General features: G+C 53.6%; 20 protein-coding genes. 11 read left to right on the plus strand and 9 right to left on the minus strand.

Features of this window, described 5'->3' with window-relative positions; all coding sequences use genetic code 11:
* Positions 1-15: 15 nt before the first annotated feature.
* Positions 16-2,670 (minus strand): alanine--tRNA ligase, encoded by a 2,655-nt coding sequence (gene alaS / locus CKL79_RS09755; protein WP_121969392.1) that lies wholly within the window; start codon positions 2,668-2,670, stop codon positions 16-18.
* Between the two features lie 867 nt (positions 2,671-3,537).
* Between alaS and CKL79_RS09760 the strand changes: the two genes are divergently transcribed.
* Entirely contained in the window at positions 3,538-4,695 is a 1,158-nt protein-coding gene (locus CKL79_RS09760) for a GGDEF domain-containing protein (RefSeq protein WP_121969393.1), read from the plus strand.
* On the opposite strand, the gene CKL79_RS09765 is transcribed toward CKL79_RS09760, so the two are convergent.
* The 3 genes from CKL79_RS09765 to CKL79_RS09775 form a co-directional block, all read right to left on the minus strand.
* Positions 4,677-5,384 carry an ATP-dependent Zn protease gene (locus CKL79_RS09765; protein WP_121969394.1) on the minus strand — a complete coding sequence of 236 codons (708 nt, stop codon included), beginning with the start codon at positions 5,382-5,384 and terminating at the stop codon, positions 4,677-4,679. The genes CKL79_RS09760 and CKL79_RS09765 overlap by 19 nt on opposite strands.
* Before the next feature lie 43 nt (positions 5,385-5,427).
* A complete protein-coding gene (locus tag CKL79_RS09770; protein ID WP_121969395.1) occupies positions 5,428-6,240 on the minus strand; it encodes a M15 family metallopeptidase in 813 nt (270 codons plus the stop codon).
* 166 nt (positions 6,241-6,406) lie between these two features.
* Positions 6,407-6,955: a phosphoribosyltransferase family protein gene (locus tag CKL79_RS09775; protein WP_121969396.1), complete on the minus strand. Its 549-nt coding sequence runs from the start codon at positions 6,953-6,955 to the stop codon at positions 6,407-6,409.
* 169 nt (positions 6,956-7,124) lie between these two features.
* Here CKL79_RS09775 and CKL79_RS09780 point away from each other — a divergent pair, with 169 nt between their 5' ends.
* The 4 genes from CKL79_RS09780 (at position 7,125) to CKL79_RS09795 (ending at position 12,141) form a co-directional block, all read left to right on the plus strand.
* Positions 7,125-8,573 (plus strand): MFS transporter, encoded by a 1,449-nt coding sequence (locus CKL79_RS09780; RefSeq protein WP_121969397.1) that lies wholly within the window; start codon positions 7,125-7,127, stop codon positions 8,571-8,573.
* Entirely contained in the window at positions 8,570-9,442 is an 873-nt protein-coding gene (locus tag CKL79_RS09785) for a DUF1963 domain-containing protein (protein WP_121969398.1), read from the plus strand. Before CKL79_RS09780 ends, CKL79_RS09785 begins: the two co-directional genes overlap by 4 nt.
* 107 nt (positions 9,443-9,549) lie before the next feature.
* Positions 9,550-11,310 (plus strand): AarF/UbiB family protein, encoded by a 1,761-nt coding sequence (locus CKL79_RS09790; RefSeq protein WP_121969399.1) that lies wholly within the window; start codon positions 9,550-9,552, stop codon positions 11,308-11,310.
* Between the two features lie 99 nt (positions 11,311-11,409).
* Positions 11,410-12,141 carry an HAD hydrolase-like protein gene (locus CKL79_RS09795; RefSeq protein ID WP_121969400.1) on the plus strand — a complete coding sequence of 244 codons (732 nt, stop codon included), beginning with the start codon at positions 11,410-11,412 and terminating at the stop codon, positions 12,139-12,141.
* On the opposite strand, the gene CKL79_RS09800 is transcribed toward CKL79_RS09795, so the two are convergent.
* The gene (locus tag CKL79_RS09800) at positions 12,095-12,910 is read right to left on the minus strand and encodes a GUN4 domain-containing protein (protein ID WP_121969401.1); all 816 of its coding nucleotides are present in this window, start codon (positions 12,908-12,910) and stop codon (positions 12,095-12,097) included. The two genes, CKL79_RS09795 and CKL79_RS09800, sit on opposite strands and share 47 nt — an antisense overlap.
* 185 nt (positions 12,911-13,095) lie before the next feature.
* Positions 13,096-13,758: a response regulator gene (locus CKL79_RS09805; protein ID WP_121969443.1), complete on the minus strand. Its 663-nt coding sequence runs from the start codon at positions 13,756-13,758 to the stop codon at positions 13,096-13,098.
* 355 nt (positions 13,759-14,113) lie between these two features.
* On the opposite strand from CKL79_RS09805, the gene CKL79_RS09810 reads away from it, so the two are divergent.
* Positions 14,114-15,538: an NADP-dependent isocitrate dehydrogenase gene (locus CKL79_RS09810; RefSeq protein WP_121969402.1), complete on the plus strand. Its 1,425-nt coding sequence runs from the start codon at positions 14,114-14,116 to the stop codon at positions 15,536-15,538.
* Positions 15,539-15,594: 56 nt separating this feature from the next.
* Here CKL79_RS09810 and CKL79_RS09815 read toward each other — a convergent pair whose 3' ends face one another.
* Positions 15,595-16,512, minus strand: coding sequence for a hypothetical protein (locus CKL79_RS09815; RefSeq protein WP_121969403.1), 918 nt, complete (start codon positions 16,510-16,512; stop codon positions 15,595-15,597).
* A gap of 293 nt (positions 16,513-16,805) precedes the next feature.
* Between CKL79_RS09815 and CKL79_RS09820 the strand changes: the two genes are divergently transcribed.
* Entirely contained in the window at positions 16,806-17,558 is a 753-nt protein-coding gene (locus CKL79_RS09820; protein ID WP_121969404.1) for a hypothetical protein, read from the plus strand.
* A 50-nt stretch (positions 17,559-17,608) separates the two neighbouring features.
* On the opposite strand, the gene CKL79_RS09825 is transcribed toward CKL79_RS09820, so the two are convergent.
* Positions 17,609-19,801, minus strand: coding sequence for a caspase family protein (locus CKL79_RS09825; protein ID WP_121969405.1), 2,193 nt, complete (start codon positions 19,799-19,801; stop codon positions 17,609-17,611).
* A gap of 424 nt (positions 19,802-20,225) precedes the next feature.
* On the opposite strand from CKL79_RS09825, the gene CKL79_RS09830 reads away from it, so the two are divergent.
* The 3 genes from CKL79_RS09830 (at position 20,226) to CKL79_RS09840 (ending at position 21,975) form a co-directional block, all read left to right on the plus strand.
* The gene (locus tag CKL79_RS09830; RefSeq protein WP_240518772.1) at positions 20,226-20,708 is read left to right on the plus strand and encodes a hypothetical protein; all 483 of its coding nucleotides are present in this window, start codon (positions 20,226-20,228) and stop codon (positions 20,706-20,708) included.
* A 243-nt stretch (positions 20,709-20,951) separates the two neighbouring features.
* The gene (locus tag CKL79_RS09835) at positions 20,952-21,323 is read left to right on the plus strand and encodes a phage holin family protein (protein ID WP_121969406.1); all 372 of its coding nucleotides are present in this window, start codon (positions 20,952-20,954) and stop codon (positions 21,321-21,323) included.
* Between the two features lie 28 nt (positions 21,324-21,351).
* The gene (locus CKL79_RS09840; RefSeq protein WP_121969407.1) at positions 21,352-21,975 is read left to right on the plus strand and encodes a DUF938 domain-containing protein; all 624 of its coding nucleotides are present in this window, start codon (positions 21,352-21,354) and stop codon (positions 21,973-21,975) included.
* A gap of 21 nt (positions 21,976-21,996) precedes the next feature.
* Here CKL79_RS09840 and CKL79_RS09845 read toward each other — a convergent pair whose 3' ends face one another.
* Positions 21,997-22,320 (minus strand): YbjQ family protein, encoded by a 324-nt coding sequence (locus tag CKL79_RS09845; protein ID WP_121969408.1) that lies wholly within the window; start codon positions 22,318-22,320, stop codon positions 21,997-21,999.
* A gap of 64 nt (positions 22,321-22,384) precedes the next feature.
* On the opposite strand from CKL79_RS09845, the gene CKL79_RS09850 reads away from it, so the two are divergent.
* Positions 22,385-23,539 (plus strand): tetratricopeptide repeat protein, encoded by a 1,155-nt coding sequence (locus CKL79_RS09850; RefSeq protein WP_121969409.1) that lies wholly within the window; start codon positions 22,385-22,387, stop codon positions 23,537-23,539.
* Positions 23,540-23,551: the final 12 nt, after the last annotated feature.

Consider the following 23,551-nt stretch of genomic DNA (forward strand, 5'->3'; position numbering starts at 1 on the left):
TTTTCAGCCTTCAAGTCATCCGCCCAGAGCTTCTTTTAGCTGTACCTTTGCTGCCTCTAGCGCTGCGGGAAGCTTATCGGCATCGCGTCCGCCTGCCTGCGCGAAGTTGGGCCGACCGCCGCCGCCGCCACCGCACAGCTTAGCAATGCCGCCGATAAACTTACCGGCCTGTAGCCCTTTACCGATAACGGGTTTACTGAAAGCCGCCACCAGGCTGACCTTGCCTGGTTCAGGTACAGAGCCCAGGACGACTGCCCCTTCACCTAGCTTTTGTAACAGTCTTTCAGCAGCAGCTTTCAGCGCGTCGGGCTCAACGGCATCTAGATTTGCAACTAAAACGGGAATATCGCCAAAGGTTTCAGCCTGGCCAATTAGCTGGTCGGATTTGGCTAAAGCTAGCTCAGATTTAAGCGCGGCGAGATCTTTTTGAGCGGTTTTAAGTTCGCTTTGCAGGCTAGTGACACGTTCGGTGATTTCTTCAGGCTTGGTCTTGAAGCGTTCGCTTAAGTCGCGGACAATGCGATCGCGCACTTCTAGATAATCTAATATCGCCGGCCCCGCGACTGCTTCAATCCGGCGAATGCCCGCTGCCACACCCGTTTCGGCAACAATCTTGAAGACCCCAATTTCAGCGGTGTTGCCCACATGCGTACCGCCGCACAGCTCCATAGAAACACCCGGGTAGTCAATGACCCTCACGTCATCACCGTACTTTTCACCAAACATGGCAACAGCGCCTCTAGCTTTAGCTTCGGCAATCGGCATCGTCTGCACATCGGCGCTGTGAGCTTCGGCAATCCAGGTGTTTACCTGCTTTTCTACCTGCTGCAATTGCTCAGCGCTCAAGGCTTCGGGCGCATGAAAGTCAAACCGCAGCCGGTCAAAATCAACCAGCGAACCGGCCTGAGAGATAGACTCATCTACCAGAGATTTGAGCGCGGCTTGCAGCAGATGAGTCGCGGTGTGGTTAGCCTGAGCCCGACGACGGCAGGCGAGGTCAATCTTTGCACTCACCTGATCGCCAACAGCAACGGCACCTCGCTCAACTTTGCCAAAATGCACAAAAAACGCGCCTTCTTTTTTCACATCTTCGACACGGATGACCAGATTTTCACCGGAGAGATAGCCGCGATCACCAATCTGCCCGCCCGATTCTGCATAAAAAGGCGTTCGATCTAAAACAACCTGCACTTCACGACCGATCCCCGCCTGGTTGACTGACTCACCCGCTATCAAAACTGCTTCTACTTTGCTCTGAGTATCTGCCTGCTCATAGCCGACAAATTCAGTCGAGTCAATGGCGTCTGCCAGAGAATCCAGGCTGCCCTGCACCGTTAGATCGATGGTTTCATGGGCCTCTTTAGATCGCTGTCGCTGATGTTCCATCGCTTCGTTGAAGCCAGCCTCGTCTACAGCAATACCGCTCTCTTCAGCGATCTCTTGAGTCAGCTCTAGCGGAAAACCATAGGTGTCATACAGCTCAAAGGCATCCTTTCCAGAGACCTTCTCCGGCTGGCCCTCTAAAATATCAGCCAGCCGCTTTTCGCCGCGCTCCAGGGTTTTAAGAAACTGAATTTCTTCCCGGTCTAGCTCATTTTTAATCGCGGTCTGGCGGGTGCGCACAGCCGGATAAGCCTGCTCAGAAAGGGCGATCGCAGTCTCAGCAATCTGAGTTGTAAAGGGTTTCTCAATGCCCAACAGCCGGCCGTGGCGAACCACTCGGCGAATCAGACGACGCAGCACGTAGCCCCGGCCTACATTAGAAGCCGTGATGCCGTCTGTCACCATGTGTATGACCGCGCGGACATGATCGCCAATCACCTTCAGCGACACTTTCTGCGCGTCGCCTGCTTGCTGATAGTCCAGGCCCGCAATCTCGGCGGCAGTTTGGATAATCGGAAAGATCAGATCGGTCTCATAGTTGTTAGGCACGCCCTGCAAAATTTGGGCCATGCGCTCTAGGCCCAGACCGGTGTCAATATTTTGCGCATCTAGAGGCGTCAGCTTACCCGCTGCGTCGCGGTTGTACTGCATGAAGACAAGGTTGTAGTACTCAATGAAGCGGCTGTCGTCTTCTAGATCGATATTGTCATCACCCCATTCGGGATGAAAGTCGTAGTAAATTTCTGAGCAGGGGCCACAGGGGCCAGTCGGGCCAGAAGTCCAAAAGTTATCGGCTTCATCCATGCGAATGATCCGATGCGCCGGGATGCCAATGTCGTCACGCCAGATTGCAAAGGCTTCATCATCTTCGCGAAAAACGCTAGGAACCAGTCGATCTGGTGGGAGTTTGAATACTTCGGTGGAGAGCTGCCAGGCCCAGGCGATCGCCTCCCGCTTAAAGTAGTCACCAAAGCTAAAGTTGCCCAGCATCTCAAAAAACGTGTGGTGGCGAGCGGTGCGACCGACGTTTTCGATATCGTTAGTGCGAATACACTTTTGAGCTGTCGTTGCTCGGTCAAACTCTGCAGTCCGCTGACCCAAAAAGATCGGCTTAAATGGCAGCATTCCAGCGATCGTCAGGAGCACAGTCGGATCTTCAGGCACCAGGGAAGCGCTATCGAGAATCTGATGCTCCCTGGCCGCATAAAACGCTAGAAACTTCTGGCGAATGTCAGCGCCGCTGAGAGCGGGTAAAGCGTTATGGGATGGGGTTTGATTGACAGACATAAAGCTAACGAAAAGGGTGACGGGTTCAGCGCTCCAGATTCAATCTCAGATTCAATCAATGGTGCCACATTCTTGAAGGTTTCGACTGGCATGCGGCAAAACTGGATATCAGCGAACTGCCAACATACTATCAACCTGAGCGCATCAGCCATTTGCCGTAACAGGATTATCCAGATGCCTACGCCAATTCGCTGAACTAAAAGCTCCCCTCAAAAGTGATCTGGTTTTGCATTAATCTATACCAGTACAATCACGGGCGTTTGCCGAGAAAACTTATGAGCTATGCAGGTAACTGCAGCCATTAGCAATATGTTTTTTACGCTGACCGTTCGAAGTAATTAAAGATCTAGGTGTTTTAGAACTGATGAGGTTTGTTGATATTGCTGGACTGCTAACTAAATTTATCGAGCTGTCACTGCTCGCTATCCAGCCACAGCACCGAGACTGTAAAAACGGAAACCATACTTAGTCAAAATTCCGCATTTATTTATACATAGAGTGCTTTTGATTGCGAGTAAGTACGGATCAATTTCACCTATGTATCGTCTATGCATATCTTCAGCGCAGAACACAGGCGCTTTGTGCAGACAGGCTTTCACCATTTTATTTTTCGACCTTTGGCTGATGCCAGTTTTCTCTGCTGACCGGGAATGAGTCGCTCAATCGTTGATGTTGCTCTATAGTTCTTGTCAGCGGTGCAGTACTGATGATGACAGAACAATACGAGCAAAAAAGTCAGCGATCGCTAAGGTTTGACGCGAATACTAGCTGTGTATCCTTTCTTACAAGGAAGACTGGCGAGTCCCTTTGAGCGCGGGATCTGCGGGCGTTGATTGAAGGCCAGCTGGTTTTGGTAGGAAGATTACTGTGAATAGTGTGCTACTTCTTGGAAGCGATCGCTTCACCGCCATCATTATTGCCCAGGTGCGCGGTCTTGATGCGCTCACGCTCACATCGGCGGCGACAACGAGCACAGCCAGGGCGCTCATGGCGCGATCACTTCCGGACGTAGTCATTGCGCAAGCCAGTCAGCTCATAGACGGATCGGTAGTCAAAACATTTGATCGGAGTTTGCGCGGCACTTTCTTTATTGTCGTTGAAGAAATCTGGCCGAGTCAGGTGCCGCCAGCCTCTCAGCTAGATGGGCAGTCAGGGGAGAGCCAGGGGCGATCGCTCAATGCCGATTCGCCAACTGGAATGCTGACCGAGCATACGCTTCTCTACGGTCTGTCAGATTTGCTTTCAGAAAAGACGGCAGCCGCTTTAGAGTCTGGAGCCGATGCCTATCTCTGGCTAACACCGGCGCAGACCTCGTCAACCTCCAATCTCGTTCAACCGACGGTTCAGCCTCAAAGCTACTCCTACTCGGACGGCCCGCCTGACGGTGAGGAAATGACATCATCGGTACTCTTTAGCGAGAGCCAGCAACGCTTAGCGCAAGCCTACCTTCAAGTAGGGCTCGCCCGGGCTCAGCGCCATCATACCCTCTTGCAAATTCATGACTGGCTCTCGGCGATCGCCCTGGTAGACTCGCTCACTCAGGTCAGCAATCGCCGTGCCTTCGATTTGGAACTGCCCCGGCAAATCAAGGTAACCCGCGCTCGGGAGGCTCAGCTATCGCTGCTCATGCTCGACATAGATTACTTTAAGCGGGTCAATGACCGCTACGGCCACCTAGTAGGAGACGATGTGCTCAAGCAGTTGGCTAAGCGACTGCTCAACGATATGCGGTTCTATGACACGCCGTTCCGCTATGGGGGAGAGGAATTTGTAGTGATCTTGAGCAATACCAATCTGACAGAAGGACAGGCACTAGCCGAGCGCCTGCGTCAGGCCGTTGCCGATGACCCTTTCGAACTCACTACTGCAATCAACGATGTCAGCACAATTGAGGTCACCGTTAGCATCGGATTGACTGAATTGCAGCTAGAAGATGACGCTCAAGGCTACAGTTTTTTGCACCGAGCCGACCAAAATCTGCTCAGGGCTAAGGCATTAGGGCGTAATCAGGTCGTGAGCGCCTGACTCTCTAGATCGGCAGACACTCTATGCGCTTCAATCTTCTGACAGCAGGTCTCTACGGGGGCTCGGTTGGCCATGGCGGTCACCAGGGCTTCGTAGGCACTCTGCTGCTTTTCTAAAAGCGTTTGGGCCTGGAGTAGGGCCCAGCGCAGTTGGGTTTCGGGTTCGCTAGTAGGGCGCTGTCGTTGCCACACGCCTCGGAGCTGCATCTGGTCATCTTGGCCGCCCTGAGCGCTGCCGTAGGTCTGCTTTTCAGCAGCAATGCCTGCCATCCAAACAATGCAGTAGCGATTGAGCTGCTGATCTGAGAGCTGGGCGCTAGCTGTATCTGGTTCAGCAGTAGCCTCAACGACCACACCGCCCTGACCCGGAAGACCTGCTTTCAGGGCTTCCCAAGCGCTCAGCGTGTAGCTCTGTACCGGAATTTCGAGCAGGTAGGCAGCTAAAAAGTGGCCCGCTTCGTGGTGCAAAATGCGCTGGCGATACTCTGAAGATTGACGAGAGAGCAAGTCAATTAGCAGCGTGCCGCCTTTTCCCTGAGCGCCAAAGCGGTCGATGGCGACGATGCCAGCACAGCCGGAAAGGGCGATCGCCACTGCGCCTGGCGAAATATTCAGCAGCGGCCCCACCAAGCTCAGCATCGTAAAGGCAAAGACAGAGACAGCGAGCAAGTTTAAAGTGGTGGGGTTCATAGGAGGTGCCCTTTATAACAAAGCGGCAGCTAAGCAGAATCGACTACTCTTTATAAAATAACTCCAAACTCTCTTGATCCCCAACGTAGCGCCAGTGCCACGGCTCATAGCTCAAAGGTGAAGCCGAATCTTTAGGAAAAGACATCTCGAAGTTATAGAAGGCGGCGTTTTGCTCTAGCCACTGATAGGCAGCGGTGGTTTCGAAGCTTTCTTCTAAGTGGGTGGCCGGGTTACTCTCGTCGATAAAGTCTACTGCGTAGCCGGTATGGTGCTCGCTATAGCCAGGAGGGGCGCTGACTTCAGCCCGGGTTTTAGAGGTTTCGCCTCGCTCTGCTTTGACATCAAAAAAGAGGTACTGCTGATCTTCTAAAGAGCGAAATCCAGAAATGATGCCTAGCTGAACGCCTTCTGACTTGGCTTTGGCGATCATGGCGACAACTTTAGCTTGGGCCGCAGGCCGCAGCCGAATCTGACTTTTAGAATTTAGCGGAACCAGATCTTGGGGGAGAGCCGTATCATAATGGCGGTGATTGAGCAGCTGCTCAGGCGGGCTCGGGTCAGCGCTGTCTGTAGAGGGCTCGGGTAGGTTCGCGGCAGGTAGAGAGCGATCGCCTGCCGCATTGGCAGAACTTTTCAAAGGGAGAATAACTGCCTGAATGACATTGACTTGGGCGCTCAGCCGATCCCGCTGCCAGAGGCCCAATCCTACCAGGGCGATCGCGCCGACCAGACTGGAGGCTACTGCCACCCATCGGCCTCGTCGCCTGGCGGCTGTTGGCGCTGAAGCAGACTGAGGTGACTGTCGGCGAGCAGCCGGAATGTCGTCAGAAGGCAGGTTAGAAGGGGGGGTACTCACAGACGCTACAAGTTTTGGGCTACCGGTGATATCGGTTGTTTTCAAAGGGCTAGTAGAAAGGTGCGGGTAGAAGCGACGGGCTTAGTGTATAGCAATTCAGCGCGAATGCGCACAAATCGATTTGATTGGCCATTTGCTTAGCGACAGGCACTAATTCTTACCTCGGCTATCGGGTCATGCTGGGCTGAGCAGTCTGACCCGGTGATGAGTCTTCCAGGCTGGCAAGATCTTCCCAGCTCATCTCCTCGTAGTTTTCGAAGGGCTGATGAATCCAGGGATTGTCTTTTAGATAGTGGACGCTGTAGTCAGGTGTTATCACTGAGCACTCTTTATGCCAGAGCACGGCGGTGCGCATTTCATCGATATAGAAGCCATATTTGTGCTCTAGCCACGACAGGCTGCGCTTCAGGCTCTGCCCCGAATCGACCAAATCATCGACCACTAAGACCCGTGAACCCAAATTGGCGGTGGTCATACTCAAGTCATTTGAAAAGGTAATAGAGCCCCGGGTACGGTTGCCCTCGCCACCATAAGAAGCCGTCGAGAGAATAGCTAGGGGCTGATCAGAGATCCGACAGATAATATCGCCAATTCGCAGCCCGCCCTTGGCCAAACACACAATTTGATTAAATTGCCAGCCGGAGCGGTGTACCATCAGGGCCAACTGTTCTATGTTTCGGTGATAATCTAACCAGGATACGTATAAATCTGACATGGGATGTGAAAAGGAAGGGTAGATGAATGCTCAGCCAGGCAACCTCTCTCGATCTGGGAGTGGGCAAGAGCTAGAGCAAACGGGAATAGATTAACCGTGAAGGGCAACCGCTAGCGGACTGCCCAATTCATATAGTTATTTATACAGGCTTTAATCAGGCTTTTTAAACATGGCCAATTTAGAATCTCAGTCTGAACTGCACGCTGACAGCCCGTCGCCAGCCCTGACGCTGCCGGTGAAGCTGGCCTATGGCGCAGGAGATTTTGGGGCAGGGCTGACCTCACAGTTTCTGGCGTTTTTTCTGCTGATTTTCTTAATTGACGTAGCGGGGATGCGGCCTGTGGTAGCCGGTTCAGTGCTGGCGCTGGGGAAGATTTGGGATGCGGTGAACGATCCGCTGGTGGGAGTGCTGAGCGATCGCACTAAAACCCGCTGGGGTCGCCGCTACCCGTGGATGTTTCTGACGGCGATTCCGTTTGGCCTTTCTTACTTTTTGATCTGGATTGCGCCCTTTAGCGAAGATACTAGCAGCGCTGCTAAGTTTTGGTATTACGTGGTGGTTACCACGATATTCCAGGTTTTCTTCACGACGACGAATCTGCCCTACACCACGCTCACCGCCGAGATGACCGGCGACTACGATGAGCGTACCGAGCTGACCTCTTTTCGGCTGGCTTTTTCGGTGGCGGGCGGCGTGGCGATTTTGATTGCTGCCGGTATTTTTGGCCAGCTGATTGCAGACGATACCCGGCGGTACGCCGTGTTAGGGCTTCTGGGCGGGGCGATTTCGATTGCGTCGATTTACTGGTGCATATTCGGCACCTATGGCTACATGGATCAAAAGGCGAAGGCGGCAGGACGGTCTTTGAATGCGATCGCCGACATCCAAAACGAGTCTTTCTTACAGCAGTTTCGAGTTGTCGCTAGCAACCGCCCTTTTCTGTTCGTCGTCGGCATCTACCTATTTTCCTGGCTAGCCCTGCAAATTACAGCGGCAGTCATTCCCTTCTATGCCAAATTTTGGATGGGCGTCGATGAAAACCTAGTCGCGCTGATTGTTCAGGGCACCGCGATTGTCATGATGTTTGTCTGCGCCGCCCTGAGCAAGCGCATTGGCAAAAAAAACCTCTACTTTCTGGGCTCAGGTGTCTGGATATTGGTGCAGATAGCCCTGTTTTTCTTACAGCCCGGGCAAACCACCATTCTCTATGGGCTGTGCATATTGGCCAGCTTTGGCGTAGCGACTGCTTACATCGTACCCTGGTCGATTTTGCCAGATGTGATCGAGCTGGATGAGCTGAACACCGGCTGTCGGCGCGAGGGCACTTTCTATGCGTTCATGACCCTGCTGCAAAAAATTGGTCTGGCTGTCGGCATTTTCCTAGTCGGTGCGGCTCTAGAAGCTTCTGGCTTTGTCAAAGAAGCCGCCCAGCAGCCCGAGTCGGCGCTAAATGCGATCCGCTTTTTTATGGGGCCAGTGCCCCTGGTTCTGGTTATTTGCGGAGTCGTACTGATCTATTTCTATCCGATTACGCGAGAAGCCCATGCCGAAATTATGCTCAAGCTCGCAGAGCGCAAACGCTTGGAGGCAAAACCTTTGGAGGAAACTCCTCAATGACTCAACCTCCAAATCAGTTAGACCTGCCGCCAGTCTTTGAGCCCTATCGAGAAAAGCTCGAAGCCACAGTTAAACCCTATATTCAGATTCAGACCCACGTCACGCAGACAGCAACACTGTGGCAAAGCAAATTTTTAGGACTGCCCTACCTACCTAAACCAACTAGCCCGCCTAAAACGCCAGCGGGCGACTATCTCTACCTGCTCGCTCAAATCAACTTTGCTGAAGTTCCCAATCTAGAAGGCTTTCCCTCTCAAGGAATTCTTCAGTTTTATATCGCCAAAGATGAGTTTTATCTCTATGGCGCAGATTTTGATAATCCGACTGCTCAGACTCACTTCCGGATTTTGTACCATCCCAATCCTGAGCCGGATGAGTCAAAGCTAGTCACCCAGTTCGACTTCATGCCCTCACCGTGGGACGACGATGACAGATATATGCCTTTTGAGATTTATTCAAAGTATCTGAGCAAACCAGATAGCTGCTTGGCTTTAACCTTCCACCGCAAGACAGCGCCTATCAGTATCTGTGACTATCAATGGACAGCACTGACCGGCTTCAATCCGCTGGCTCAGGGGCCAGATGAACGCAACATAGCTGAAGGTGAGTTCTGGCTGATGCTAGACAGCTATAGTCAGCAGTTCAGTGGCCATCGACTGGGCGGGTATCCTTTGTTCAATCAAAATGATCCTCGTCTTGGGTCACAAGACGACGAACCCTATGTATTGCTGTTGCAAATTGATTCAGAAGCCAATGGGAAAATCGATATTCTATGGGGTGATGCCGGCATCTGCAACTTTTTTATCAAGCCCTCAGCTCTGAAAAAGCTTGATTTTTCTGATGTTCTGTACAACTGGGACTGCGGTTAAACCCGTCAAATCGGCCTGTAGCTCAAGTTTTCTCGACCAGCTATTAATCAGGGCCGATGCTCTCAAAATTGTTAGCATCAACAGTGAATCTATAGAGTGCCCCTTCTATGCCTCGCTCTCCCCTCCCGTCGATGCTGACGCCCGATCTGATTGGGCGTCAGCGTGAAATTGTTGAGGTATTTCTGCGCAATGGCTGGGACTATATGCGGCGACTGCTCACCGGGGGCGATCCGGATCGGCCCGACCTACCCCCGCCTGAGGTGTTGCGCAATATCTTAATTGAGCTAGGTCCGGTGTATGTAAAGCTCGGGCAGCTATTGAGTACTCGCCCTGATTTGCTAAGTCCTTCGTATATCGAGGCGCTGAGCGGGCTACAGTCTACAGTGCCAGCGGTGCCAGCGGCGCAGATCGAGGGTTACATTCGGCAGCATATGGTGAGGCCGCCGGAGGAGGTGTTTGCGGAGATTGGCTATGGGGCGATCGCCGCTGGATCCATCGGTCAAACGCACCGAGCCGTGCTCAAAACCGGACAGGCCGTCGCCGTCAAGGTGCAGCGCCCCGGTATTGATAAACAGGTCGAGCGGGATATGGCGCTGATCAAAGACATCGCCAGACTGGTCTCTACTACCCAGTTTGGCCAGCGCTACAACATCACTGAACTTGCCGAAGAATTCAAGTCGGCCCTGACCAACGAGCTAGACTTCACGACCGAGGCGCGCTATACCGATGAGCTGCGCAAAGACATGACCGAGAGCCGTTGGATTGACTCTGAGCGGCTGACCGTGCCCCAGATTATCTGGCCATTGACTAACTCTAAAATTTTGGTGATGGAGTGGCTAGAGGGTAGACCTCTCCTACAGGCTCCGCTGCCGGTTGTACCACGACCTAATGACGTTGGAGCTACCGGGTTTGGAGCTGCCGGCAAAGATGGCGATGCTGCTAATCCCCTCGCTGATCCCTTCGAGCGCCTGCTGCCGGGTGATACGAAAGATGAGCGAGGGGAAATTACTTCACTGCTCTTTCGGGCCTTTCTCTCTCAGTACTTCATCACCGGTTTTTTCCACGCCGACCCCCATCCTGGCAACATCTTTTATTTAGACGATGGCCGCGTTGCTCTGCTTGACTGCGGCATGATGGGCCGTCTCGATCCGCAGACGCGCGCCACCCTCACAGAGCTGGTGCTAGCCATTGTCAGCTCCGATGCTCAACGCTGCGCCCAGCTTACTCTTCAGCTCACAGAGCCGCTCAAACCTATTGATCTCGTTCGGCTTGAGAGCGACTACAGCCGCCTGCTAGGTCGCTACTACGGCATCTCGCTAGATCGCTTTAATACCGCTGAGGCGTTCAGCGCCGTGATTGAAACTGGCATTCGCAACCATCTGCGGTGGCCTGCCAATATTGGCCTGTTTACCAAGTCATTAGCCAATCTAGAAGGCGGTGCCCGTCTGTTTAATCCTGCTGTTAACCTGATTGCCGAAATCAAGCCGCTGATGGTTGATTTATTTCGCCAGCAGCTAGTCGGCAACGATCCGCTACAGATGTTTCTGCGCACGGGCCTGGAATTTCGCAATCTATCGCTATCGGCTCCCCGACAGTTCGGTTTTTTGCTGGATCGTCTCAGTGACGAAACGCTGCAGTGGAATCTGCGTATTCAGGGGATGGATTCTCTGCAGCGCAGCATTGAGCGCGCCGCCAACCGACGAGCCTTTAGCACGGTAGTCGCCGCGTTGATTATCGGGGCGGCGATTATCTCAACGAGTCAACAAACGGCTCAGCTACAGTGGCTCAGTACGCTCTTGTTCGCGGCGGCATCTTTTTTGGGACTCTGGCTGATTGTGAGCATTTTAAGGTCGGGCCGGTGGAAATAGGCATAGAGTGATCGCTGCCCACTCGGAAATCGTCTCAGCAACGCCTTTACCGTATGATGGTGAAGTGCCTAGCTTCAACCCTTATCAGCCCTTGGATACGTGGCATTTATAATTTTTGACTTTGACGGCACCATTGCCGACACGCTAGCGGCCATCGTGCGAATTACCAATCGCATCGCACCGGAGTACGGCTACTCGCCCACCACCCCCGAAAGGCTCAGATATTATCAGTCCTTGAGCACTCCAGAGATGCTCAAACAGGCTGAGATTCCGCTTTTTCGGCTGCCTTTTTTGCTGCGCCGGGTGCGGCGCGAGATGGGGTCAGAGATAGGGACGGTGCCGATCGCTGCTGATCTGGTCCCGACGCTACGAGATCTGGTCGCCGCCGGTCATCGGCTGATGATTATGAGCTCTAACTCTCAGCGCAATATTCAGCGCTTTTTAGCTCTGCACGGTATTGGCGACGTATTCGAGTCAGTTAAAGGGGGCGTGGGCTTGTTGGGTAAAGCCAGAGTGCTCAGGCGCATCGTGCAGCGAGGCGATGTTGACTTTTCTCAGGTGATTTATGTCGGTGACGAAACCCGAGATATTGACGCCTCTAAGCAAGTGGGCATTCTGATAGCAGCGGTCACTTGGGGCTTTAGCAGTCGGGAGGCGCTGGCGGCGCAGCGACCTGCCTTCTTAATCGATCATCCGCGTCAGCTGTTAGGGGCGGCGCAAACGCTAGTCAACCCCAGCTGGATCAAACGAGGCCATCGTCCACCCGCAGCTACCCGGCCACGCTTTAGTGAGTCCATGCCGGGTGAGAGAGAAGTGAATCCATCATCCTGACGCCCCGCAGCTGATTGGAAAGCGGCAGGTGACCGATAGGGGCTGATAAGTCCCAAATAAATTCGTTAGGGTAGCGAGTCCAAGCGTTGTCTGTCTTCCAGGCAAGCTGCGTCCACAGTCGCACCCAGTCCTGGCCTAAGCGTAGCCACAGTTCGCGCTGCTTACTCCAGCCAAATTTGTCTTCAGAATAAATACCCCAAAGGGTATCGAGGGTCTGTAAGTCGGCAGTTGGAAACTGGCTGACTTCAGTGAAGTAGACCCATTTACGTTTAACGGCGCTCTCACCTGCGAGTTCGCAGAGCTTTTGCATGGTGAGCTGATCGGCTAGCTGGTAAGCCTGCTTGACCAGCAAAATTTGCAGATCGCTGTAGTCTATTCCCTGAGCCGAAACAGGCGCTAATACGCCGTGGGCGGCTTCGGCAATGAAGGCTTTGGCTGCCGAAGAATCGGCCTGATATAGGTGCTGATAAGCGCTGCCGTGTGCGGCTGTAGGCAAGCTGTGAGCCTCTGTGCTGGCGTTCTTGCTCTGCTGAGTGGCGAGCTGATGGCGCACAAAGTCTATGAGGATGCGATCGCCCTTTTCGCCCAGTGCCGCTAAGTCACGGATGGCCTGAAGCTGCTTCTTAAGGCTACTTTCTTGCAGCCTAGCAGCTAGCGTTTTGAGGTTCAGATCGATCTGATCTGAGGTTTGCACTCCCTGAGTCTGAGCTGAGCTTTCATGGGGGCTATTAGTAGGAAACTCAGCAGAATCGATAGCGTTTGAAGACATACGTTATGAGTAAACAGAGCAGATACTGCAGCCGCCGACAGCCTTGGCCGCATTGCTTAGGGGTAAAAACGGTTGATTTTCCAATGATAGTGGAATACCGGAATGCTCGCTGACTATTAAAGGATGATTAGGCTCTTTGAGCATGCCAGATCGAGTCTTTTCGGCGGCGGCAGTTTGGCCTGTGGCTATAGCGTTTTGCCAGCATTTTGCGGCGGTTTGTGGCCGTTTTCGAAGGCGTAGCGAATTAGCTGAGAGCGGTTTTCTAAGGAAAGTTTGCTGAGAATGCTGCTGAGGTGGGTTTGAACGGTGCGGGGGCTGATAAAAAGGCGATCGCCGATCTTTTTATTAGTAAAACCCTGAGTCACTTCCCAAAAGACTTTTTCTTCAGCTGGGGTGAGCGGCAGGGGAGGCTGAGGCTGGCCTTGCAGCCGTTCTTCACGGGCTCGCCGTAGCAAACGATTAATTTCAGCGTGAACGCGGTGAGTACGAGCAAGCTGAGCCTCAATCTTGGCAATCAGCTCCCGAGGATGAAAAGGTTTAACCAGATAATCATCTGCGCCAATGCTGTGACCCTGAATGCGATCTTCTAGATCGCAGCGCCCGGAAAGAAAAATAAAGGGAACTAGCTGCCCTGGCGCAGTATTTCTAATTCTGATGCATAGCTCAAACCCATCCATTTCTGGCATGACCACATCGGACACAATCAAATCCGGCGTGTCTTTGGTAAAGCTCAAAAAGCCTTCAGTGCCCGAAGCGGCATTGTGTACGATAAACCCACGATCTCTCAGGTAGCGAGTTAAGGCTGCTCTAAGGGTACTGTCATCATCCACGATCAGGATTTTTTGCATGCTGTGATAGTAACCGGCCAAATCAGTCGGATAGATTGACAGTAGCCAGATAAAGTGACGCGATAGGAACTTTTGTTTACTAGAGTCTATAGCGATCCGGATAGCGCTCAAATAATGTTTCTGTAAGCGTTTGACAAAGCTATGGCTACCGAACCGCCTCGCGATAGACAGCTAGCTATCGGGTGCCGTTAGGAATGCTCGCCGCAAACCACATCATTCGCCGCTCTTTCGGTAAAATTCGAAGCGATACGCAGCTCAATTGCCAGGACGTTGGCAGACCGTTTCCCAATTGTCCGCAATTGCCCAGACCGCTTATGCGTATGATTAAACCCATTCATTCCTCAGTTAAGAACATATGTATCAACTGATTAAGCCCCCAGAGACCGGCAGTCGCATCACGTTTGAAGCGGGAGAGCCGGTAGTACCCGATCAGCCGATTATTCCTTTTATTCGCGGTGATGGTACAGGGGTTGATATTTGGCCAGCAGCGCAGCAGGTGTTTGATGCGGCGGTGGCGAAGGCTTATGGCAACCAGCGACAGATTGTCTGGTTTAAGGTCTATGCGGGCGATGAAGCCTGCGATAAGTACGGCACTTATGAGTATTTGCCAGAAGATACGCTGACAGCGATTCGAGAGTATGGAATTGCGATCAAAGGGCCGCTGACCACGCCGATTGGTGGTGGCATTCGCTCGCTCAACGTGGCGCTACGGCAGATTAACGACCTCTATGCCTGCGTACGCCCCTGTAAGTATTATCCGGGTACGCCCTCTCCTCACAAGAGCCCAGAAAAACTTGATTTGATTGTCTATCGGGAAAATACTGAAGATATCTATCTCGGCATTGAGTGGCGAGAGGGCAGTGAGATTGGCCAACGGCTCATTGCCCTGCTCAATGATGAGCTGATTCCGGCTACTCCTGAGCACGGTAATAAGAAAATTCCGCTGGACTCAGGAATTGGCATTAAGCCAATTAGCAAGCACGGATCTCAGCGGCTAGTGCGGCGGGCAATGAAGCACGCTTTGCAACTGCCACCTGCCAAGCAGATGGTGACCTTGGTGCACAAGGGCAACATCATGAAATACACCGAAGGGGCATTTCGCGACTGGGGCTATGAACTAGTGACCAGCGAGTTTCGGCAGGAGTGCGTGACAGAGCGAGAATCTTGGGTGCTGGGCAACCAGGCAGATAATCCGGCGCTGTCGCTGGAGGATAACGCCCGTAAGATCGATCCGGGCTACGATTCGCTCACGCCGGAGAAGCAGAAGGCTGTCTGCGATGAGGTGCAGGACATTCTCTCGGCAATTGGGGAGACGCATGGCAACGGCCAGTGGAAAACCAAAATCATGGTGAATGATCGGATTGCAGACAGCATTTTTCAGCAGATTCAGACCCGCCCAGATGAGTATTCAATTCTGGCAACGATGAATCTTAATGGCGACTATCTCTCTGATGCGGCAGCGGCGATTGTCGGCGGACTAGGCATGGGACCGGGCGCTAATATTGGCGATCGCTGTGCCATCTTTGAAGCCACTCATGGCACCGCACCCAAACATGCCGGGCTAGATCGCATCAACCCCGGCTCGGTGATCCTCTCGGGGGTGATGATGCTGGAATATATGGGCTGGCAGGAGGCGGCAGATCTGATTAAGGCAGGGTTGTCGAAGGCGATCGCCAGCGGACAGGTCACCTACGATCTCGCTCGGATGATGGAGCCCCCTATAACGCCGCTAAAATGCTCCGAATTTGCCAAGGCCATCGTGGCTAATTTCGCCGCTTAGGCAGCCAGCTTCCCGGGCGAATAGATAGCGCTACGTACCGCCCTAACGCTGACCAACTAGCGACTGTTCTGCTGAGGTTGGACGAAGCTAGGGGCGGTATAGAGTGTCCCGTTTGGCGAGGCAGTGTCAGGTCCCGTCTGTCCCGCTGCTGGGGCAGGAGGCGCACTGTAAGGGTTTCGGCTGGGCTGCTGAGGCGCAATGTTAAAAACTGGTAGCCGAGAAGTTGCAGGCGTCTGATAGCCAGTCGTCCCAGCTGGTGGTGACATATTGGGGGTTGTCCGAATGTACGGGGCCGATATTGTGCCCGGAACCCGAGCCGGTTCAGCGGCGGCTGAACTGCTAGAGCCATTACCTGCTGCCGGCGCACCCGCTGCTGAGCCACCAGAAGGCGTACCGGCGCTGCTAGCTGCGGCTCTCTCGGCCTGCTGCCGGCCTATTGCCTCAGATAGGGCGCTATTAGTTGCCGGAGCAGCCGGGTTAACTAAGCCGCTGCCAAAGTTAAAATTAGGAGCCTGGCCGGTTTGGCTAGAGCCGTTTCGCCCGTAGCTATTGGTGGGCGCATTGGGGGAAGCCGGACTGCCGTCAGCGTTTGTCGCCCCCGGAAACTGATAGTCAGCAGCGTAAGCGTCAAAGGGATTTTCTCGGCCCGAAAGCTGATCGCTATCACCAGCGGCCGCAGCCTCTTCAGAACCTGGCTGTGAGCTGCCTGGCCTGAGAGAATTAACAGCGGGCAGTCTGCCGCTGGTGCCTTCTATGAGCGCGTCTATGGAACCGCCCGATGGTTGAATCTCTGTTAACTCAGATTCGGGCGCTGGTTGAATAACTTGCCCCCGGCTGAAGCGAGCGGGGTCTTTGCGATATTCCCAGACAAAAATGCCGAGCAGCACCAAAACAGCCAGAGGTGCCCATATAGCTGGAGATCTCAAAGGCTTGAGGCGGGCAGGTAAGTATCTTAAGAAGGTGGGAGTCGCCATGGCAGTAAGTCCAAACAGTGCTTTCAATGAAACTTTTGCAGATTGCCCCCATTGCTGCGATGTTAGCAAATTACGCTGGAGCATTTCATCCGTCTTTCAGCGGAGTGTTTTCGGGCCTCCGCTCTAGTCTGTGCAAGCATAAGACAGCCTAGAGCAAGGCGACGAAATTAAAATCTTGGACGCAATTGATTCAGACTAATTTTTCTCCGAGAAAAGTAAATTTATCCTGTGAGACTATATGGTCTAGAACCGCATTTGCCCAGCTACCGTTAGCCCCAGCAATCTTAACTGACATGGCCTCTTCACTTCCTCATTCAGCTCAGCAATCTGGCGTTGCTTCTGTCGGTGCCCAGAGCAATACCAAAAGCAGTTCGGGTAAACATCTTTCTTTTGATCTGACTGCTGATGTGGGGCCGATTTCTGCCGGCAAGCCACTCATTTCTAGCCCTGCGGACTCCGTATCAGAGGCCCCCCCGCCGCCGTTAGAGGCCGTTGTGCTACCGCCGCTTAAGAACGAAGCTTTCTTAAGTCAGCGGCATGAGGTGAATCCAGCGATCGCCCTCAATTTGCTAGAAGATATGCAGACTGTAGTGACGACTTGGCAAGAGCAACTGCGGCAGATTGTTCAGACCATTCGTGCGCTTTATGCGCAAGGGCCAATGGTCGATGGCTGGTTAGAGTCATCTCTAGAGAGCGGCAGGTCAGCAGACGGCGCTGCAGATTCGACCATCTTGCGCCACGGCGATGCCGACACGCTCATGCAATATGTGGAAGCGCTGGAGCAGACGGGAACGCCCGAAGCAGATAGCTCGGCAGCAGGTTCCCCTGCTCAATACAGTCTGTGTTGCTTAGATGACGAGGGTCAGGTACAATCTCAGCCCTGCCCGGCAGCGCAACTGGCAATGGTGAGCACAGCGATCGCCCGCTACCAAACGTTCAAGCAGCTCATGGCCCAAAAGCAAGCGCTAGAAGCCAAGCTTAAAAACGCAGTAGACCAGCTGACAGGCGTTCGGGCCGAGCTGCATCAGCAGGATTCAACCGGCTAATAGTCTGGCTAATGGCATGAGATGCCGGTTTAGATCGACCTCTTGAGCTGTTACCCTTCAGCCTGCCACCGCTTAATAGCCTGCTGAGCGGGTTCGTAGGCAGTCGTTCCAGCCGGCACCAAAATGGCGGCCTGAATGGCGGCGCTTGGCCTACCCTGCGCCGCCCGAGCCTGGGCAATGCTAAAAATGCGATCGCTCCACTCGTCGCCTTGCTGCTGGGCCGTCTCATACTCCGGGTGCTCAATAGGGACTTCCCGTAGCTTGACGATGGCTTTTTGGTAGCTGCTGGCCTGTCCAGAGGCCGGAATCTGTCTGGCGGCGAAGATGATGTCACGGCTGCGCTGTCGCTGCTGCCAGAAGGCGACCCGCTCCTGAGCTTTTTTGCGAAATTCAGGAGCAGCCTCGGGCATGGCGTTAGCCGCCGCGATCGCTGACCCAAGATTGCCGCTGGTTGCCCGGCCTTCAGCAATGTCTAAAATAATTTGGCTCCAGCTACGAATATCCTGCTGGGCTTCTTCATAGTAGGGCTCTCCTGATTGGATCAATCCGGCTTTGGCGATCGCCTCAGCAAACTGAGAGGCCTGGGTAGGCTGAATCGCCGTACGCGCATCGGTCAAGACAGAGGCATTGGCCTGCTGCGCTTCGGCTGCGCCTGCCCGCGCCTGCGTCAGCACTGACGAAAAAGTGGCGTCTCGCTGAGACTGCGGCACCTGCTGCAAGGCAATTAGCGCTTCCGAATACTGTCTTTGTTCTAGGGCGGCAGTAGCCTGCGCTATTAAGGCTTTGCCAGCGGCTGCTTCCTGTTCGCGGGTGGCAGCGTCGTTAGCGGCAGATGTCTCTACTACTGTCGGTTGTGCTGCAGGGGCATCTGGCTCCTCTGGGTCAAGCATCGCTGATCCGTCCGTTGCTTCTGCAGCTCGCTCTTCCTCGCTACCTTCATCTGCTGCTTGGGGACTCTCGCCTATGGTAGGCATACTCAGTCTCTGACTTAAGCCTTCCCAAGCAGTCGCGACAAAAGGCTGCTTGAGCAGCACACCGCCTACGAGCAGAGCTAGGGCCAGCAGCCCCCAGTTGCGCAGCTTAGCACCGCTGACAGGTGAGGAGGTATCCCAATTTTGGTAAGGCACAATCGCGCTGCTATCTGCAGCACCTTCTATCGTGCCGTTGGGTTGACTGATCGCAGCCGTGCTGTCGTCGCTACCGATAGTGTCAGCCGATTCAAAGTAAGCAGAGTCACGATCATCAACTGGGTTGTCGATGTAGAGATCGTCGGTGTAGAGATTCTCGTCTGTAGCTGCAGTGCCGTTTGCATTAGCAGCTGATTGCCAGGGTGGCTCAATAGGCGGCTCCTCCGTAGCTAAAGCGCTCTCCCTCCCTATACTTTCTGTTTCTGCCTGAGAATTTTCTCTGTCGAGGCCCGCAGAGACTGGCCAATTATCTGTTCGGCTAGTAGTCTCAGCCTCAGCGTCGAGCGCCAGCGGCGCAGTCACGGCAGCGCCAGCGACCGGAGGCACCTCGGGGACGACCACAGCATTTCCTTGATCTCCAGGCACCAGGCTGACCAGGTTTTGAATCGGTCGCCAGTGATGGTCGCAAAGCTCTGGCAAACGTTTGGCTACGTAGTCGCCGAGCTGATCGAGCGTGCGATAGTTTTGCTGCAGGGCTTCTAACAGAGCTGCTGTAAATAGGCCATGATGCACGCCGAGCGTTTCGTGGGAATACTGCTCCGGCTGGCACGATAGCAGCAATGGGATCTGCTGCTGCTGGGCCAGACTCATTGCCTGAGTGCCAATTGTCTGCCCGGCTAAAGCTCCTTGAGAACGATTAATGTCTAAAACCAAGACGGTGTGAGCAGCCGGGAGCTGTGCCAGGGTGTCAATCAGGTCGGCAACAGCAATACCGGTATCTTTGATCTGCCCGGGGTCCCCGTCTATCGGCATCAGGTAGTCTGCTTCCTCTAGCTGAACACCATAGCCGCTAAAGAAAAACCAGAGAATGTCGTCTGCACCGACCTGCTGAGTGATTGTGTGAATCCAGGCGGCGATCGCTGGCTTATCCGGATAGACTGCTTGATGGCCCACAGAAGTCGTGATGTCGCTGAGCAAAATACAGCGATCCGCGGCGATCCCTGCTTCCTCCACAAAAAAGCGATGCACAAAAAGCGCGTCGTTTTGCGCGTGCCTCAGCGGCTGTAGATGCCGATACTGGTTGATGCCGATGGTGATGGCCCAATAGTTAGCCATGGATGGTCTCCCGGACTATGACAAACGGTCAGTTTGATAAACTTGCCTACATTGACTCCATCATTAAGGAGCCTTAGCTAAGCTACATATGCCCACAGAAGGTATCACAAGCGCAGCGCTTCATATCGCCAACTTTCCTTAAAGTGTAGCGAGATCTCCTAAACTGGGAAACTTGATAGAGACTAGGGATAGCAATACTGCCAGAGCCTTCGGCAGTTTAGACATCATTCAGTTAAGCTACGTTACGGTTTCAGCGGCTGCTTAGGCAGTGAGCTACACAAGTCAAAACTGTAGCTTTACTGCGTCTGATTCCCTGTTAAGTTAAACCCTTTAAGTTAAATCCTTTAAGGTGCTCTCCCGTTAGACTACCAGCGCTGCTACCCAAAACTGACGTTCTGAAACTCACTTCAAATCAACTAATCGCATGTGGCCAACTCGCTATCCAGCACGCCGTCCGGGGCGCGTTCAACTCATCTCTAGCGCTCGACTCAGGCGAAGAAATTCTGCCTGGCAACGCTCTATCCTATCAGCCGGTTTAGCCGCGCTAGTCGGCGGCACTGGCATCTGGATAACCGAGGCGCTGATTGCTCCCCAGGCTTCCCAGGCCTACACCTCAAGGCTGGATTTATTTTTAGCTAGAGAGACCGGCGAGACTTATGAAACGCTGATTCGCCGAGCCGAAATGGCTGCCAGAGCAGGGGCGCAGCGCAGCTTCGATCAAGATTTGCTCACGACCAACGTGTCAGTGACTGTCGTTGCAGAAGGTGACGGCTTGACAGTACCTATCCTGACGCTGCGAGTAGACCGTGATCAGTGGCGGGCCAGACCCGAAACCTATTACTGGGCTACCTACTATCGCACCGCCGAAATATTGCTTAGTTCGCCAGCGGGAACCCTCAGTCAGTGATGCTATAGCGTTGGTCACTTGGCTGAGTGCCGCAACGCAGGCAAAACCTTTGCATAACAACAGGCCAAGTGACTCGCGTTACCCGAATGCATCCGGGTAACGCTATATAGACTTCTAGCGCTCTGTCTGAGTAGGGATGCGAACATCTGCGAATCTCTGCCACTATCTGGACGATGGTCAACGGTAATAGGCTCGGTTTGGCCATATGCCATATGTTGTGTGTTTTAGAGTGGAGATTAAAAAATGTTAGGTATCTTACTGCCTGCTTTGGTAACGGCGCTGAGCCTGCTGGTAATTGATCTAGTTGTTCCTGGTGTCACCTTAGAAACCATCCCGGCGGCACTGCTGGCTGCGGCTTCTATTGGGGTTGTCAACGCTATCATCAAGCCGGTTATCAGGCTGCTGTCACTTCCTTTAACCTTTGTGACGTTTGGTCTATTTGCGTTAGTGGTCAATGGCTTTTGCTTTTGGCTGGCGTCGGTGCTGGTGCCTGGGTTTATTGTCCACGGTTTGCTGGGCTTTGTGCTAGGGCCGATCGCCTTGTCTTTCTTAAGCACTACCTTCGGCCACTATGTTGCTGAGAGTCGCGGCACTTTGCCTGAAGCGACTGACTAAGTATTTATCTAATTAAAGAGCTCGTGCCATGGCAGATTTTCGTCAATATGCGCCTGCCACTGAGCGCAACCGACAGCCGATTTTGGAGGTCTTGCAGCAGGTGCTGCCGCCATCGAGCACGGTGCTAGAAATTGCTAGCGGCACGGGAGAGCATATTACTTTTTTTGCGCCGCGCTTGGGCCATCTGCAATGGCTGCCGACTGAGCGGCAGGCGCTTTTAAGAGAAAGTATTCAGGCTTGGGGAGAAGCATTGCCAGCAGCTAACTTGCTGTTGCCAGCACTTGATCTAGACGTGAGCGATCGCCCCTGGCCTGTCGAGACAGACGCGCTGCCTGAGCCAATCACAGCCATTATCAACATCAACATGATTCACATCTCTGCCTGGGAGATGTGCGGCCACTTAATGGCAGGGGCAGAGCGGATATTGCCGGCTGGGGGTGTGCTCTATCTTTATGGCCCTTTTAAGCGAGAGGGGCAGCATACCGCCCCAAGTAACGAAACTTTTGATCAGATGCTGCGTGACCAGAATCCTGACTGGGGGGTACGTGATCTAGAGGAAGTGGAGGCGATCGCCCAAACGCACGGTCTCCAGCTAGAAAAGATGCTGCCCATGCCTGCCAATAATTTTTCAGTTGTCTTTCGGCGAGGCTAGCGCCATGAGGTGAGGACTGCTCTAGAGCTTCACCGCTGTGCCCGTTGCCGTAATCAGCATCAGCACTCCGTGCTCGTCAATATTAATAGTGTCTGTCTTAACGTGAATGCCGATCACCGCATCTGCGCCTAGTCGGGCGGCTCGGGACTCGATTTCTTTTAGCGCTTCTTGCTGACCTTTTTCAAAAACGCGCTCGTAAGCGGCTGTACGCCCGCCCAAAACGTCCCGAATACCGGCAAAAAAGTCGCGTAGGGCGTTACTGCCGTAGACCACTTCAGAGGTAACAATTCCCAGATAAGTTTGAATATTTTCTCCCTGAATGAAATCAGTTGTTGATAGAATCATGAGTCAAACCTGGCACAGCTAGTTTTATCTTGGTTCATTTTCATTCTTTTGAGGAGGCTAGTCCATGGGCTACCCATACAAGTTCACAGTCCTGTTAGCAGCGGCCAGCATCGCGATCGCACCACTAACGGCTAAAGCTGCCAATACCGCAGATGTCAGCCCGGCGGCAGCCGTTGAGCACAGGCTAGACGAACGGGTTGCCCAAGCAGACCGCGACGATCTCAGCGATGAGCAAAAGGAACGCCTCTCTAACTTAATTGGCGAAGCCCAAAAGAAAATTGATTCAAGCGACTATGGAGGGGCGATCGCCCTATATCAGCAGGCCCTACAGGTAGACCGCGACAATGCCCGCATCTATTCTGGCATTGCCTATTTACAGGGCAGGCAGGGCAACTTTGCAGCCGCCGCAGAATACTATCGTCAGGCGCTAGATCGAGATCCGCGCAATCTGCCCTTTCACTACGGTCTTGCTCACAGCCTATTTATGAACGAGCGCTACGAGCAGGCTGCTGATGCCTACCGCACCCTGATTGGCATTAGCCCTCGCGCGGCTGACGCCTTCATCGGTTTGGGCGGATCGCTGCTGCGCTTAGAGGCGTACGACGAAGCCCGGAGCGCTTACGAACAGGCTGTTAGCATTGCTCCCAATAACGCGCAGACCTACGAAGCCATTGGCATGCTCTATCTGGCTCAAGACGACTATGACGCCGCCCTCAGCCCTCTGGAGCGCTCTATTTCGCTCGATGCTAGCCGCAGTAGCGTATACGCGACCCTGGGCAGTATCTGGCTAGAGCAGGGCAACGAGTCTCGTGCCTTTGAAGCCTTTCAGAGCGCCGTTCGGCTAAACGCTAGCGACGCTGAGTCACAGTTCAATCTGGGCAGGATATTGCTTGATCGGGGCGATGACAATGCTGCGCTTAGCCACTTGGAGCAGGCGGTTAAATATGACTCGGGGCTGCTGCCTGCTCAGGCTGCCTTAGGCGGACTACTGCTCGCTCGGGGACAATATTTGCGAGCGGTACTGTCTTATCGTCATCTGAGCCGCGCTTTCCCTGAAGATGCCGGCGTGCGCTACAACCTGGGGCTGGCCCTGTGGGGGCAGGGTAATCAGAACGCTGCTATCGAAACGCTACAGCAGGCGCTGCGGCTTTATGAAAGGCAAGACGATACCGTCGGTATTGACCGTGCTACTTCGCTGCTAGAAGTCTGGCGAGAGTAGCGAAGTGAAGAA

The organism is Leptolyngbya sp. BC1307 (genome assembly GCF_002286735.1).
Classification (GTDB): domain Bacteria; phylum Cyanobacteriota; class Cyanobacteriia; order Phormidesmidales; family Phormidesmidaceae; genus Phormidesmis.